The organism is Oceanobacter sp. 1_MG-2023, from assembly GCF_030689025.1.
Classification (GTDB): domain Bacteria; phylum Pseudomonadota; class Gammaproteobacteria; order Pseudomonadales; family Oceanobacteraceae; genus Oceanobacter.
In genome coordinates, this window is record NZ_JAUYWA010000001.1 from 73,417 (window position 1) to 89,922 (window position 16,506).

Below are 16,506 nucleotides of genomic sequence, written 5' to 3' on the forward strand. Positions count from 1 at the left end.
CGCTGGCCAACACCCGGGCAAAACCTCGCCCCCTATCAACCCAGCAGAACCTGCACACCTATTTTTGTTGGTTCGCCAATAAATCAAACACCACCCGTGCAAACCCTTGGGCCACTTGTGGATTACTCAGGATCTGCATCATCTGGTTCCGATGTGCGTCAGAGCTGTCCATCACCGCATCATCAACCGCCTGCGGAAAATCGCCGAGAAAGGCCTGCTCCGAGGAGTTGTTGCGAATCTGGTGCATGACCCTATCATTTTCACCCACCTTGTCCGCTACGGTGCGGGCATAGTTGAGCATGTCATCATCGGTCAGGTTATCGGTAACAAACAACTCGTTCAGGCGCTGCAGAATAACCGACAAAAGCTCCTCTTTTTTATCTTTGGCTTTGGCAGAACCAACATCGGTATTGGGGTCAAGCGTGTAATCCGGCGCATCGTCTTTCAGCTGGAGATCCTGCTGGCGAATCTTCGACAGGCGGTAATGGCTCAGGGCGACATTAGTCAGATCGACATCATCATCGTCACTGACTTTTTCCCGCAACATGGGCCGAAGGTGGCGCGCATACAGGCTGAGTTTTTCCAGCTCTTTATCGTCATAATCGACGATCTGTGACATAAACTCATAAAAACGAACAAAGCTGCCCAGATCTTTCTTGAATATCTCCAGTGCGTCTTTTTCCTGCTTGCATTCTTTAAAGCTGTTTTCCGCATTGGCAATCAGCACCGCATCACCAGACGCCTTGCAGCGCTCAAACATCTCTTTTGCTGTTTTATAGGCATCAATAGCCAAGGCGTAACGTTTTTGCCAGCGTTCAACGGCCGGTTTACAGATATTACTGATGGCCGCATTGCTCTTGTTGGGAACAAAAAAAGCCGTACAAAACTGTTCGACCTCACACCAGGTAAAAACACCCTGCGCTTTAAGCTTCTCACACAGGTCATAAACCAGATTGGGATCAGAAACATCGGTAAGTTCAGCGGTTTGATAATAGGGCTGAAAGGCGTCGAGAATATCCTGGGGATCGTTAAAAAAATCCAGTACAAAGGTGCCTGATTCGGCTTTGCCCGGATAGGTTCGATTCAGTCGGGAGAGAGTCTGGACACATTCAACACCACCCAATTTTTTGTCCACGTACATGGCGCACAGCTTGGGTTGGTCAAACCCTGTCTGAAACTTGTTGGCAACCAGCATCACCTGATAATCGTCAGAATCAAAGGCTTTACGCATATCACGCCCTTTGAGCGCGGGATTCATATTGTTTTCGGTAAACTTCTCACCAATAAGCCCAGTGGCGTTAGGGTCATCCTCGTTAAACTCAACCTCAGCAGAGAAAGCCACCATCGCAGTGATATTCTGGTATTTATTTTCGGCCACATACTTGTCAAACGCCAATTTGTAGCGCACCGCTTCTTTACGGGAACTGGTCACCACCATCGCTTTTGCCTGGCCGCCCAACAGCCCCATCACATTGGTTTTAAAGTGCTCGATAATCACCTGCACTTTTTGCGCAATATTGTAATCATGCAACCGCACCCATTGGTTCAGTTTGACCTTGGCCCGTTTGCTATCCACCTCCTTGTCTTGCTCTCGGGCTTTTTCCGCCAGGTTATACGCCACCTTGTAACTGGTATAGTTTTTCAGCACATCGAGGATAAAGCCCTCCTCAATCGCCTGGCGCATACTGTAAACATGATAAGCCTCAGGCTTATTGGTGGATGAAGCCGGCAAATCGGGATCAGGCAAGCGGCCAAACAGTTCCAGGGTTTTCGATTTGGGGGTGGCGGTAAAGGCAAAATAACTGAGGTTTTGTGAGCCTTTTCGGGCGCTGATGGTAGCGTCCAGAATATCTTCTGATGTTAACTCATCCTCAACCGGATCGGTCGAATCGGTCATCAACACTTCTTTCAGCTGCCGCGCAGTCGAGCCTGACTGGGATGAATGGGCCTCATCGGCAATCACCGCATAGTTACGTGTTTTCAGACTGACGCTGTTCTCAATCGCTTTCAGCACAAAAGGAAAAGTCTGGATAGTCACAATAATAATCGGCTGAGCATTTTCCAGCGCAGTGGCCAGTTTTTCTGATTTGGAACCCTGGCCCTCTTTGTTATTGATTCGCCCCACCACACCATCGGCATGTTCAAACTGATAGATGGTGTCCTGTAGCTGATCATCGAGTACGGTACGGTCGGTGACCACAATCACCGAATGAAAGCGTTTATCCCCCCTGGCATCATACAGTGAGGCGAGTTGGTGAGCGGTCCAGGCGATAGAGTTTGATTTACCCGAGCCGGCACTATGCTGCACCAGGTATTTATGGCCAGGGCCATTGTCACGAGCATCCCCGACCAGTTTATTAACGACATCCCACTGATGATAACGGGGGAAGATCATGGTTTCTTTCTTGCTCTTTTTACCCTGCCAGTCTTCTTTATCTTCGATTTGCAGATGAACAAACTTCGCCAGAATTTTCAGCAGATTATCGGGAGCCAGCACCTCATGCCACAGATAAGCCGTGGCATATTCATTCGGATCAGCAGGAACATCATTACCCGCCGCACCCTCGGCAGTGCCTTTGTTGAACGGCAGGAAGAAAGTGTTCTCTCCTTCCAGTTTTGTCGCCATATACACTTCGTATTGGCTGACCGCAAAATGCACCAACGCGCCGCGTTTAAAGGTAAGCAGTGGTTCAGGTTTATTCGTGATGGGGTCTTTCGGCAGGCGGGTCAGTTTGTATTGCTTGATCGCATTATTAACCGCCTGCTTGAACTCGGATTTCAGTTCCAGCGTGGCGACAGGCAAACCATTAAGAAACAACACCAGGTCGATGCGCCATTTTTTGGCCTGTTTGCCTGTTTCAGCCAGATGCGCCTCGGTGGCATAAGGGCTATACACCAATTCAGGCACCACCCGCAGACGGTTCTTCTGGTAGCGCACCAAGGTATCTGGGTTGAGATTATGATCCGGCCTGAACTGACAGAGACGGAAACGAGTGCCGCGATCTTTCAGCTCATTACGCAGCACACCCAGCGTGCCAAAGGTGCGCAGATCCTTGCTGGCGGCATTCGGGTCTGCCTTGGATAACTGAGCAGCCACCCGTTCCAAAAAGTGTTGTTCAGGGTTTTGCGGATAGAGTTTGCCGTATTTTTGCCATTGTTCTGGCTGAGTCTCTTGTACAAAACCGAGCAAGTCCTCTTCATACAGCGCCAGCTTGCGGTTATAGCCCGAGGGCTGACCAAGCAACCAGCCGTTAGCGATTAGCTGTTTGATGATGTCGTTTTGAAAAGTTGACTCGTTAGCTTTACCCATATCCCGATAATCCCTTACAGAGTAATTACTTAAAACCTATAGCGTGCTGTTATTGAACGCCGAACCTTCGTCATGAAACGCTGTTAATACATCGAGCATCTTTTGTTCATGTTGCGCCATAGCCTCATTTGTCCAATCGGAGGAATCAGTCTCAAATGTAGAAAAAATATGCGCTAACTTTAATGATTGAATTAACCCCTTTTTCAAGTGAGACACAAAAATCCCTCTTTTGGTCAGAGGGTCGGCATCACTATAGGTTGAGTTTTCGCTGATCGAAATTAAAGCAAGATTGCCAAAGCGATCAAGCATAGCCGCATCGACTTCGCCATTATTCTGGCTTTGCGGACTAATATGTTCAACCGAGTTTACCGAGCGCATACGAAAGGTCAATTGCGGGGCTGAAAGGTTGTCCGGTTTAGGGCAGAGAGTACTCTTATCGCCTGCGGATGAGTTATACCATAGCTGCCATAAACAGTATTCTAACTTATAAAACCAATAATGATGAACCTGAGTTCCCAGCGCGTTCCCCTCACTTGCCCCCAATGCACTGCTTAAGGATTGACCATTTAATATGGAGTTGGCATAGGCCTTATCATGCAGCTGCAAGGTCGCTAAAAAGCTCTGCGCAAATGCATCAGTACCGGGCGCATTTTGTTGAGCGATTAACGCGCTGAGTACAGGGGATAGCCATGTTGTCCGTTGGCCGCCATTCATCGGACTAAAATGCATCATCGATTGCAACATTTGGATAGATTTCCATACCTCTCCGGTAAACTTAGCCGGCGACTTTCTACAGGGATCTGCTAACCGTGACGAAATTTTCCAATCAGCATAGGCATTAGCAGTATCCGTATGACCTTTGATAATAAAGTTATCCAGCAATAGCCTGCATTTCAGTAAACACTCGATAAAAGCCACCCGTAGGCTTTTATCACTGTTTTCAAACACGGGTTTAAATGTTTCGATTAGCTTTTTACCGTCAAGCGAAACTGTTTTCTGTTTAACCGGCAAGTCTGAATTTTCTTTAAGGAAAATACTCAATACATGCAATAAAAAAACAGGAAAAGACACGGGACTTTTAACCGCAGGGGGCGCACTTTGTTGCGTATCAACCACCACAGATAATGAAAACTCAGGAGCTAAAATAGCCTCTAAACTCAAATCCCCCGTGAGCGCATCCCTATTGTCCGCAACTTCTACTATTTTACACGCAGAAAACAGGTCGTTTTTTTCCATGTTATGTAGCGGAGCAAAGCCAAAGTTCACTGCGGTTTGTAGTTCACTGGGTAAGTAACCATGAATATCTGCACATAAATCCCACACCCGTGCGTAAGCGACCCGTTCGTCATCATTTAAACCGGTCAGCATTAGCGCCTTCAATATTTCATGTTTTTCTAGCTGGATTCCCCGGCTATTCATGGTATCGAAAAAGCGCTCCTTATCCGTATGAGTATCAAGCTGCGTAATAACGAAGGTCGCCTTTGCCCAAATATAATCACTAAAGGCCTGCAACCTGTCATGATTCCAATCGTTAGCTCTAGCAGAGAAAAAATTAGCAATCACAGTGCGGGCATTAATCATAGCCGTATTGCTTAACCACTGTTGATTATTGGCGCTATAACGCCCTTCCTTATCTTGCCCAACATTTTGTATGAAGGTGTTAAACGATTTTATATCCGCTTCTCGCCCAGAGAATACTAATCGGGACTGCTGAGCCAAGGCAATAAATTGCTGCCATTGTGAGCGCCTTTCCAGTTCGAGTTCAGATTTAGTGACCAGCACTGATGCCAACAGCCATAATGTTGTTAAACGTTGTTGGCCATCAATCAGTTCTAACAGCACTTGACCTTCAACCGTCTCACGGGTGACGACTAAGGCACCTATAAAATACTCTTTTTGTTGATTCAGAGGCACACCGTATCGAAAGGCATCCCATAAATCATCCAACAAGCCCTGTACGTGCTCAGTTTCCCAACTATATAAACGCTGGTAGATAGGAATCAAAAAGGGTATATCCGATAGCTCAGCCGCTAGACAACCATGCCCACTCACCATAACCTTAGGGCTGAATTTAGCTGTTGTAAGCGAAGCAGGCTGCTCAGTGACGGGATTATTCACTCGGCGACTTCCTCTTTTTATGTTTCAACAGTAAGCGGGTTAACCCGTTATCAGGGTAACGAAGTGCATCACTGCTTTTATCTTCATGCCAATAAAACAGCTTGATGTAGTTTGCACTTATGCCTTTAATTCCTTCCATTAAGCGTTCGTTTAACACCTTATCAGTCGATCGTTTTTCAATAAGCTTTCGTAGCAAATTAATCGCTTGAGACGAGGTTGCCAATTGAGCAAATATTAAAAACAGTTCATCACTGCGTAACGACTTTTCAATCGAAACGCGAGACAATCGAGCCATAGCAATGCGTAAACTAAACACATATTGATCACTCAATTGTACAAAGGTGTCTAAATTCTTATCCTGCCCAAATCGGTCCACATAAAAAATAACTAATGATTGCCACACTTGAATCAAACGGGGATAGCCTAAACCTTGCCTGGCTTCAAGCCCGCGATGTAGCTGCAAATAACGCTCTTGCATGCTAACCACCTCCCCGTTGTCAGTTGCAGATTGAGTATTGATGTCAGAAGCAAATAACTGCTTATACAGTGCCACATATTTGGCAATAAAAATGAAAAACTGCTCACCGCCAATCAATGGCTGATTTAACTGTAAAGGCAGTAGGCTCACATCCTCTACATCATGGGAAATTTTCTCCCCATGCAGCGACAATTGATGGGTAAATGTAAAGGGAAAACTGTCTCTTTTCTCCGCATTATACTCAACCTGCCAATCACGACAAAAAGGCGAGTTAGTCAGCCCAGACAAGACTACTGTCGGCGTGTGCTGATGTGTTGCAGATGACGTGATCGATTGCGTAGATACAGGGTATTCAGCGTCTAGTTGTAACGTATCCACGGGTTTGCCCCGTTGCCGCTGGCGTGTGTATCCCAATAATTGCTTGGTCAAATAGTAAGCGACGGAATAGTTACGACAGCTGTTAAGCTTGAGTAATTCATACTCTTCCCAAATACGAGAGCAACCAATGCCTACGGATGGGTGAGAAACAATGCCACGCAGGTGACGTGCTTTAAGCAGATCAAACTCAGATAAACGTTTGCCTGAGCTATTTTGACTATCAAAAAAAGCAAACGCCTGATCGATGGAGTGAATCGTGATCACCACGCATTCAATACCTGCGAGCATCTGGGCTAGCTTTTCTTGATTGTTCGCCCAAGCGGCATTGTTAATATGCTGCTCTATCTGTTTAAAATTAAGTGCCAATTGCTGCTGCGCCTGATTGTGGCTAAACCTAGCGTTTAATAAACCAGGCTGCTCGATGCCCGCTAACTGATAAACATCAATGCCGTTGTTTAATCGGTTGTTATAACGATGCAGCGCAATGAGCAATAAACTCAGAGTTAGTGCCCGCTGTTGGCCATCCACTAAGTTATTACGTAGTTTAACGTCACCCTCCTGGTGCAAAATCACTGTGCCTAAAAAGAGCGGCACTTGATACTGCGCCTCCTCTCCCCCTTTGTCTCGCAATAAGCTATCAATATCCCCTAACAGTGCCGCTACTTGTGGCTCACCCCAGCAGTAACGCCGCTGATACGGAGGCAGTATCAAATTAAGCTGGAGTAACTGTGCCAACGTCTGCTTATTAACATAAACATCGGTTGGATTATCTATATGAGTCGTTATATTCATGCTTTAACCATCATGGTCTGATGAAATACAGCCCTAATGAGCACGGTCAAGATCGATAGGCTGTACTGAAACCTGTCATCAAAACCGAGCAAGTCCTCTTCATACAGCGCCAGCTTGCGGTTATAGCCAGAGGGCTGACCAAGCAACCAGCCGTTAGCGATTAGCTGTTTGATGATGTCGTTTTGAAAATAAACTTCCTTGGCACTGCTCATCTGGTTTTGTATCCCTACGGACGTTGTATTCATGCATCATAAAAAACATATCTATCCATTGCCAGCGCACGGGTTAGATGCGCTATGACACAAACGGTAACGGGCTCGCTTTCTTAAACTCAGTTGGCCTGATAACTTTGTGAAATCAATTCAAAGGCTGTGTCGAGTTCAGCGGTGCTACGCAGATTCAGCTCAATATTTCCTGTACCCCAATGGCCAATATTCGATACATCCCGTATAAACTCAGGATCATGTGGTTTGCCTGTTGGGTTAAGATTTAATAGATCATCAGTAGGTGGTAGCTTGAGGAATAACTGGATTCTGGGGTCTTTATTCTGCGGCAACACAAGAACACTGACGAAGTTCTTAATCCGCTTAAAGGCGGTGTAGAGTTTAAGCTCTTTTCGCTGCACTTCATCACCAAGGCCGCTCGCGTATTCACAGACCTGATTGTACAGGCTGATAAGCTCGGGGGATGATTCAGCCAGTCGCTCTTCATGAGTTTTATCTGCCGACTTGCTTTTGCCACCTGCTGCTGATTTGGTTGTGCTGCTTTGCGTAATCTTTTTAGGGGCACTGGTCTCAACGGTTTGGGCATTAACCAATTCCAGTAACAGCAGATCATTACCAAAATAGCGATAGCGCATCAGTTCGATATTACGATTGATCTGCTGTACCGCATGTTCATCATAACGGTTGAAATCGGCGGCGATACAGATCAGCCGAGTGCCGCCCCACTCGATGGATTCGGTTAGCTCTTTATCCAGCTGTTTCATCACCAACAGCTGGAATTCCGCCTGATGATCCAGCAACCAATCGAGGTAGAACAATCCCTGATTAATCACGTTCTCATTACTATGGCGTTTATATTCGATGATCACGGGACAGTTGTTTTCATCTAACCCCAATGAATCGATTCGACCTTTGTGTGTTTTGCCTGTGCTGTATTCACTGGCGAGAAAACGCACCCCCAAAAAGGTTTCCAATTGGCCTTCGATCAGGTTTTGCAGATCTTTTTCCAGCAGTGCGCTATGGCCTGAGAGTTCATCAACGCTATCGGCATTGATTGAGAAAAGTTTGATATCGCTCATGCGGTCGCTTCCATGCTGGATTTGGATTTTTTGGGCTGCCAGTTGCGAACGTCTATTTTTCCTGTGACAGCGGCAGAGATTAAGGCTGTGCGGCGTTCTTTTAGTAATTCTTGAGACTCTTGAGATTTACTAAGGAGCACTGCTAACGAATCAAGTTTTTTATTTACTTCTTCAGTAATACTAACTTGCTCCTTTAGCGGGGGTATTGTTGCAGTAAAACTCAACATATCTGAAATATTTAGGCTAGCTTGATTCGCTGTACCATGCGCATGCAGATCTAAATGATCACGATAGCGACTGGTTTGAAGTAATAAAAATAAGTAACCATTCTCAAGTCGATTATCAGTACAGTCGAAGACAACTGTATTTTGATTTAAAAGACACCCTGCTAATGAATTAGGAACTTTTCCAATTTGGCCAACTGCGCTATTTTTCACATCTGGTGTGCTCCCTACAGTACTCAAAACAATCTCTGAAGCTTTTAGAATAGCTTTTGGGTACTTGGAAATATAACCTATCGGCAAAGATATTTCTGGATCACGTATAGTGAGGTTTTTTATATCACTAGCTTTAGCGACAAGAACACCTTCATCGCAGAAGTCACTTGATTTAAAAGCGACACCTTTTCTGGTTTCTATATAGCCTTTCAGTAGCCTTGATTCCCAATGCTCTGGCACTTCGCCCAACCACTCAACACCTGAATCTTTCATCGGGGCGTCGGGGTTTAGGCCTTTGGTGACAGCATGGCTGATCACCGCCTGACGCTTCTCTTTCAGCAGTTTGATCAGTTGCTGTTGCTTGTCGATCAGGGTGTCGATCTTGGCGGTTTCGTGGTCGAGGAAGTTGGCGATTTGTTGTTGCTCACTGACATTAGGAAGAACAAGTGAAATAGCCCCGAATTGATCAAAAGTAATTGATTTTCCATCTCTCAAACTGTCAGTAGTAGCCTGTAAAGCTGCTATATAAGGCTTACTCTTAAACAGGTAACGATAAAAGCTTGGTTCAACTTCTTTAATAGCAGATAGCACTGTATATGCTGGTGATACACAGCCAACATAATTACTATGTTCTATTCCCCCCTCAAAACTTCTTAAACTAATAACAAAGTCATTTTTTTCAACATGACGAAATGAATTTGTACCTTTTAATGCCAACATCACTTTTGAATCATTTAATTTCATCATAAGCGATTGAGGTATAACACCGTGTTGTTGACTTGCAGCTAATTGCTCATCAGAAACTAAAGATAATTCACGGCGATTTTTAAAAAGGCGCTTTCCATCGTAAACATCCCACCCTGAAGGTATATCTCTGAGCCACTGAGTACCAGAGTCTTTATACTCAGGATAAGTTTGGTACTTACTGGACATCACGAATGAACCTCCCGCAGCAGCTCCATAATCTCTGCACTTACCTTATCCAACTCGGCATCAATCTCTTCCAGGCTGCGCGGTGGCTGATAGACATAAAAATGCCGATTAAAGGGGATCTCATAGCCGACAATACCGATCTCTTCATCTTTGGTATCCCGCTTATTGGCATCGATCCAGGCATCGGGCACATGGGGGGCCACTTCACGGTCGAAGTAGCTTTCGATCAGGGTTTCGGTGGGTTGTGACGGATCGAGGGGGACGTTTTCGTTATCCCGCAAGTCGCCATCAGGCTGGTATTCCACCACCGCGGGTTTGCCATTAACGGTTGTTTCAAATGCACCGTACTTTTTACCCTGAAGGCTGGCCTGAGCCGACCCTTTCAGCACTTTCTTGATAACGGGTTGTGCCGCTGGGTTTTTCCAGCTAATGGCATCCAGCAGTTGTTTCTTCTCTTTGACATCCAGCTTGATGCCGGTCTGCCTGATGGCGAGTTTCAGCGCATCTTCAAAGTGGTTAAAGTCATCGCAGGGTTGGTCAATAATCCTGTCTGACCCCATTGATGCGCCCAATGCCGCTTGTAGCTGATGGCCTTTATCCAGCAGGGCTTGTTGGCTCAACCAGAGTTTGCTATCCAGCAGCTCCTTGATCTGCTTCTCTTTCAGTTCAGGGTAGCTGGCCTTGAGTTCGGCCCTGATTTCGATCACAACGTCGGCAAGCTGGCCGTAATTCGTCTCATCCCAGTCGCCACCATAGGCCTGCCAGATCCACTGCATCGGCGCATTAAAGGGTTTGGGGGCAAAACGCAGTGCTTCCAGGCGTTCATCACTGAGCTGTACGGATAACCGTAATGGCCGCTCGATGGTAATACGGCGATAACCAAAATCGGTGGTATTAAATATTTTACTGGCGAAGGTTTTGGCTGTTTCTGGTTTGGGGTTGGCCGCTTGGCGACCCCGGCTGCTTTTTTGCTCGGCAGGTTTATCCAGCGACTGGTTGTCGATGGCTTCAAAACCACCAAAACAGCGGGTGATCATGCGGATATCGTCTGCGCTCATCTCGTTACGTTTGGAGCCTAGCGATTTACGCATCTTGCCGCAGAGGTTAACGGCGTTAATCAGCTGTACCTTGCCTTTGCGTTCGGCTGATTTCTTGTTCGACAGTACCCAAACATACGTCGCGATGCCGGTGTTGTAGAACATATCATTCGGCAAGGCGATAATTGCTTCCAGCAGGTCGGCTTCGAGGATATAACGGCGAATCTCGCTCTCTCCGCTTCCTGCGCCGCCGGTAAACAAAGGCGAGCCGTTGAGGATAATGCCGATACGGCCACCGCCTTCAGCAACACCTGACTCGTTTATCGAGGTATCGCGCAGCTTGCTGATCAGGTGCAGCAGAAACAGCAGCGAGCCATCCGACACCCGTGGCAGCCCAGGCCCAAAACGGCCATCATAGCCCTTCAGGGTATGTTCATCCTTAATGTCGCCCTCGACCTTTTTCCAGTCCACTCCAAACGGTGGATTAGACAGCATGTAGTCGAATTTATCGGCGTAGAGTTGATCGTTTGACAGCGTGTTGCCCAGTTTAATACGGCTAACATCCTGCCCTTTAATCAGCATATCCGCTTTACAGATAGCGTAAGACTCGGGGTTCAACTCTTGCCCAAAGGCACGCATGACCGCATTGGCATTGAGCTCATGCACATATTCCATACCACTCGACAGGAAGCCGCCTGTCCCTGCGGTGGGGTCATAGATGGTGCGGATAATGCCGTCTTTCGTCAGCGCGTCGTCATCTTCCATAAACACCAGTGAGGTGGTCAGGCGGACGATATCCCGTGGGGTAAAGTGTTCCCCTGCGGTTTCATTCGAACTCTCCGCAAAACGGCGGATCAGCTCTTCAAACACCAGGCCCATTTCGTGGTTAGAAATGGCGTCGGGGCTCAGGTCGGTATTGGCAAACTTCTGCACCACTTTGTAGAGCAGGTTGGCATCACTCAGCAGGCCGACAAACTCATCAAACTTGAAGTATTCAAAAATCTCCCGGGCATCTTTGGAAAAGCATTGAACATAGTTTTCGAGGTTGTCTTTAATGCCTGTTTCACCCAGTTTATCGAGCGACATGGGGGATGTGTTAAAGAAGTTTTGGCTGGTTGCCCGCAGAATCAGTTTCTCCGTGGCTTCCGCGGGCAGGTGCATGCCTTGTACTTTTTCGCATTCGCTCAAAACCGCTGTTTTATCTGCCTCCAGTACGCATTCCAGACGACGCAACAAGGTAAAAGGCAGAATTACCCGCCCGTATTGGCTTTGTTTGAAATCACCACGCAGAAGATCGGCCACAGACCAGATAAATGCAGCTGTTTGAGAGAAGTCAGTCATGAAATAGCTTTGCCTTATAAAACGTATTAGCAGAGCCAGCGGGGAAAGAGATGAAGCGTCCGCTGCCTCTTTTTGGTTGAAAATCAGTGTACTATAGAGAACGGCTGTTAGGTATATTTTGCGGGTAAATGAGTTACCGCAAGGCCATGACGTTTGCCTGGCTGGCCAGGCAGATCAACATCACTCAAGATCGAGGCGCAAGTTTTCTTGTATTTCATCTATCAGTGTTTTTGGTACTTCCTGTTCCTGCGCAAGCTGACGCCAGGTTGATACGTGTTCAATGGTTGTATCAATAATATCGTCGATTTTTCTTTTGTTAAAAATCGGGCTGAGTTTTTCCAGGCTATGGAAATCACTTCGTGTAAAGTGATCTCTTTTACCATTCAGGCTCATCCAGTGGCTGTTCACCCATTGACTGCCTGGTTTGTAGCTGTAGGCCAAATCATAAGCCGGTGCGAGAGACCATTTGTCTTTTTTCAGCATAAAAGCAACGTTTTTTGAGTGGTCGTCATGGTTTCTCGCAATGATGTTAAAGGTCATGCGCTTGAAAAGTTGCTCAGCGTCAAGAGCGGATAGTTTCAGCTGTCTGGCTATGCCAAATAATTCGGCGTAAGAAAATGAACCCGGTTTTTTATAGTCAACGTGGGCAAGGCCGTTAAGCGTTTGTACGTGTACCTTGCTGTTGTTAATTCGGTCAAATCGCTGGGTAATGAAGTGTCGTCGCTTGCCTTCATCGAGCAAGCGGCATGGCATCATATCGACACCGCATTTTTGGGCCATTAAATAATAAACAAACTCCATGGCACCATAACCTGATGGATCACCGAAGGTTTCTTGATGTTTGTTATGCTCACTCACGCCATCAAATTTCATCAGGTAATGAGTAAAACCGTTGGGTACGTTGGCTTGGCCAGAGCGAACCTGAGTAAAATCTTTGTTAAATGCCAGTACTGCTTTTGGTCTTGCTCCTCCTGCACTCATGCCTACAGATAACAAAGACATCATTGCTTCTCTGTCATCCTGGCCATTTTGTTTGAGTGCTACGGCAAAATCATTTCGTGAGTTGAGTATTTCCTGTGCAATTGCAACGAGCGATTGGATTTCTACCTGTTGTGACGCATTCAAGCTTCGTAGCTGTGTCGCTGGTGCATATTCCAGTGCGCCCATGCCTCGCTTTCCTGTGTATTGAAGGCGTTGCAGTGGCGTAATTTCGTTTGGTGAATGGCCTTGTCCTGCAACCCATGCGTTGAGCACTGCGTTGCCAAAATCATCCGGTAATGAATCGGCAATTAATCCGGGCAGTCCTTTAAACGTATTGAAACCCAGCTCAGGAAAGCTATAAATGCGGCCCGATAATGGCATTTTGATTGGGGACAGTTCGACGCCATTTTTTACGAAGCCAGGGTCGTATTCAAATGAGCCGAACCCCTTTTCAGTGTTAAAACTCACTGCGCCAACCAATTCGTCCTGGTAAGTTATTCTGATGGCTTCCATTACCATTCTGGCGTTTCCTCATTTTTATTGCTGCGTTGGCCAGAGGCTCTCTGCCTTTTTTTGCCGTGTAGTTTGGCCAGTTGCAGGGGAGATATTTCTTGCTGAGGGAGGAAGAGATCAATCTGTTCTGTGAGATCCAGTGCCATTAATATCGCGATCATGGTATCGAGCTGCACTTTTCCTTTTTCTGCATTCAGAACCGTTTTGCGGGCTATGCCAGCAAGCGCTGCCACTTCGGATTGGGTGAGGTCCCGGTTGAGTCGGGCTTGCTTCAACCTGTCGCCGATCTCTTCTGCCAGTGCTGTAGCGGTCTCGACTTTCATTTCAAAGTCCCGTTTTGGTTACTTTAAATCTGGTTTATTTGCTTAATGTTCTTAATTTAGGACTTTATAAAAAACCTGTCAAATATATCTTTTAATGTGCTTGATTGGTTGCATTAACTGGGTTTTTATCACCTAAAGTAACTTTTCAGGGACTTTGTACTTTTCTTGCACTTTGTTTGTACTTTATTCGTACTTTGCTTGTATTCTGCTCATACTTTGCTTGTAGTCTGTTTAACAGGGGCTGGATAACAGAAACCTGGGGGCTGGGTGGCTGGTGAATATAGCTGCCATCAACACAAAGCGGTGCAGTTCAATATTTTCTATATCTCCGGCACGACTCGGGCAGATTCCAGCCAGCGAGATACTTCAGCGTATGGCACATGCTCCAGCTGGCCAAAACCGGGCAACTGTCGAGCACGCACCTTGGATAACCAGGGCACCTGGATACCGCATAAAAAACGCGTCAGTAATTCCAGCGATGCGGCCCGGCCAAACTGTTGCTGTATTTTCTGTTGTAACGGAGCGACCAGGGTTGCTGCATCCAGCGCGGCCAATGACGCACCACTCCGGGTTGGTAGCCACTCTTTAAACTGCCCCCGGCAGACGGAGCAGATACCGCAGTCTTGCGGCATCCGTTCACCAAAGTAGGCGGCCAGCCGCCGCGATACGCAATCAGGCTGACGAAACAGGTTGAGCATATTGTGGATGCGGTTGATCTCGTTGGCCTGCTTCTGCAAAAAATGCTGATACAGGGATTCTGCCAGGCCAGGCTCGGCGAGTGCCTGTTCATTCACCCGGTACACATCCGTCATTTGTTTGCTTTCGAGCTGTAACCAGCCTCTTTCCTGACAGAATTCCAGCGCGTTTAATGCCCGTACCCGGGTTGGTCTGTCTCCGTTGCTGGCCTGCGCCCCTAACGACTGTTCCAGAGCATCCAGATTGAGGGTGTACCAGCTGCGGCCTTTGTTGCTGGTATTCAGTACCGTGGCCAAAAACTGCTGGCGTTCGCCGTTGAAGTGGCTTAATAACGCTGTTTCGGTCTGTTCGAGCTTGTAACGATATTCGGCAAAATAGCTGTATTGCGATGTCAGTACGCCACGCATCTCAAGGTTGACCAGCAGGGTTTTCAGCGGCAGCAAGCGAATATTCGAGAGACTGGATAACGGCGTCATCAGGACCTCCCACTGTCCCGCTTCTAGCTGACCGGCGACCGACTGAATCACCTGTTGAATGCTGTGTAATTCCGGCCCATCGCCGTAAACGAAGTTTTCCAACACCGTCAGCCCGCTGTCATCGGCCAGCATAATACAGTCCGATGCCTTGCCGTCACGTCCGGCGCGGCCAATTTCCTGGCTGTAATTTTCTATCGATTTGGGCAGGTCGTAATGCATGACCTGACGGATATTGCTTTTGTCCACGCCCATGCCAAAGGCGATGGTTGCCACAATCACCGGTATTTGCCCCGACATAAACTGCTGCTGGATGCTGTCGCGCTGCTCATGGCTCAAACCGGCATGGTAAGCCCGCACCGGAAACGGCACTTGCCGGGCCAGCTGTTGAGCCACGTCTTCTGCGGTATGTTGCAGGGTGACGTAAATGATGGCTGCAAAATCCTGCTGTTTTTGTGCCGATTTACGCGCCAGATGCTGTAACCAGAGGGCGCATTGGGCCACTCGTTCGGAGGTGGCGGTTGGCTGCACTAACAGGCGTAAGTTGGGACGGTGAAAACCGGTTGTGACGACATCCTCTGCATCCAGGGCAAAATGCGTTTGCATGTCTTCGATCACTGCCTGGGTCGCTGTAGCGGTTAACAGCAGCACCTGTGGCACGTTAAATTCACGGCAATAAGCGGGTAATTTCAGATAGTCCGGGCGGAAGTTATGCCCCCACTCGGAGATGCAGTGTGCTTCGTCGACGACCAATAACGAAATCGGCACCTGGGCTATAAATTGGCGGAAGCGCTCGTTTTTCAGTCGCTCCACCGACACCATCAGGATTTTGATTGTGCCGCTGCGCACTCCGTTCATAACATCCTGGGCTTCATCGCGGCTCTGGGTTGAGTCGATGGTGGCCGCGGCGATACCTCGGGATTTCAGAAACTGTACCTGATCCTGCATCAGGGCCAGCAATGGTGAAATCACCAGGGTCAGGTGCGGCAAGATCAGGGCTGGTAGCTGATAACAGAGCGACTTGCCCGAGCCAGTCGGAAAAATCGCCGCACTGGAACGCCCGGCCAGAATCGCCTCGATCACCGGCTGCTGACCAGGACGTAGCGCATCAAAACCAAAATAGTGCTGTAGTGGCTGCTGCCAGGATGATGTCATAAACCTGTTCCCTGTTGGCGTTATCCGGATAGGCCAAACAGTGTAGCGGAAAGCATCAGCGGCATGACAAGGATATGGCAATGGCGAGAATAAAGATGGCAAGAATAAAGATTGCAAGGATAGAGGTGGCAAGGATAAAGACATCCGTTGCGAACAGCGGATATATTGGCAGTCACTGTTGGTGCCAGTAAATCAGCCGGGGCTGTGTCTTGCTGGCTGGTGTCTTGCTGGCAAGCTG

General features: G+C 47.5%; 10 protein-coding genes. All 10 read right to left on the reverse strand.

All coding sequences use genetic code 11. The annotated features are described in order from the left end of the window. Positions 1 to 58 precede the first annotated feature (58 nt). On the reverse strand, positions 59 to 3,310 hold the full coding sequence (locus Q8W22_RS00295; protein WP_305451309.1) for a type I restriction endonuclease subunit R: 3,252 nt from the start codon (positions 3,308 to 3,310) through the stop codon (positions 59 to 61). A gap of 36 nt (positions 3,311 to 3,346) precedes the next feature. Further along, on the reverse strand, positions 3,347 to 5,428 hold the full coding sequence (locus Q8W22_RS00300; RefSeq protein WP_305451310.1) for a DUF262 domain-containing protein: 2,082 nt from the start codon (positions 5,426 to 5,428) through the stop codon (positions 3,347 to 3,349). Then, positions 5,421 to 7,076: a DUF262 domain-containing protein gene (locus Q8W22_RS00305; protein ID WP_305451311.1), complete on the reverse strand. Its 1,656-nt coding sequence runs from the start codon at positions 7,074 to 7,076 to the stop codon at positions 5,421 to 5,423. Before Q8W22_RS00305 ends, Q8W22_RS00300 begins: the two co-directional genes overlap by 8 nt. Then, positions 7,073 to 7,288 (reverse strand): hypothetical protein, encoded by a 216-nt coding sequence (locus Q8W22_RS00310; protein WP_305414853.1) that lies wholly within the window; start codon positions 7,286 to 7,288, stop codon positions 7,073 to 7,075. The genes Q8W22_RS00305 and Q8W22_RS00310 overlap by 4 nt, the downstream gene beginning before the upstream one ends. Before the next feature lie 119 nt (positions 7,289 to 7,407). Further along, a complete protein-coding gene (locus tag Q8W22_RS00315; RefSeq protein ID WP_305451312.1) occupies positions 7,408 to 8,274 on the reverse strand; it encodes a DUF5655 domain-containing protein in 867 nt (288 codons plus the stop codon). A gap of 101 nt (positions 8,275 to 8,375) precedes the next feature. Then, positions 8,376 to 9,749, reverse strand: a complete 1,374-nt coding sequence (locus Q8W22_RS00320; protein ID WP_305451313.1) for a restriction endonuclease subunit S — start codon at positions 9,747 to 9,749, stop codon at positions 8,376 to 8,378. Next, positions 9,749 to 12,127 carry a class I SAM-dependent DNA methyltransferase gene (locus Q8W22_RS00325; RefSeq protein ID WP_305451314.1) on the reverse strand — a complete coding sequence of 793 codons (2,379 nt, stop codon included), beginning with the start codon at positions 12,125 to 12,127 and terminating at the stop codon, positions 9,749 to 9,751. Before Q8W22_RS00325 ends, Q8W22_RS00320 begins: the two co-directional genes overlap by 1 nt. Before the next feature lie 180 nt (positions 12,128 to 12,307). After that, positions 12,308 to 13,627 carry a type II toxin-antitoxin system HipA family toxin gene (locus tag Q8W22_RS00330; protein WP_303433998.1) on the reverse strand — a complete coding sequence of 440 codons (1,320 nt, stop codon included), beginning with the start codon at positions 13,625 to 13,627 and terminating at the stop codon, positions 12,308 to 12,310. Then, positions 13,621 to 13,944, reverse strand: a complete 324-nt coding sequence (locus Q8W22_RS00335) for a helix-turn-helix transcriptional regulator (protein ID WP_305451315.1) — start codon at positions 13,942 to 13,944, stop codon at positions 13,621 to 13,623. Before Q8W22_RS00335 ends, Q8W22_RS00330 begins: the two co-directional genes overlap by 7 nt. 320 nt (positions 13,945 to 14,264) lie before the next feature. Then, entirely contained in the window at positions 14,265 to 16,268 is a 2,004-nt protein-coding gene (locus Q8W22_RS00340) for an ATP-dependent DNA helicase RecQ (protein WP_305451316.1), read from the reverse strand. Positions 16,269 to 16,506 lie beyond the last annotated feature (238 nt).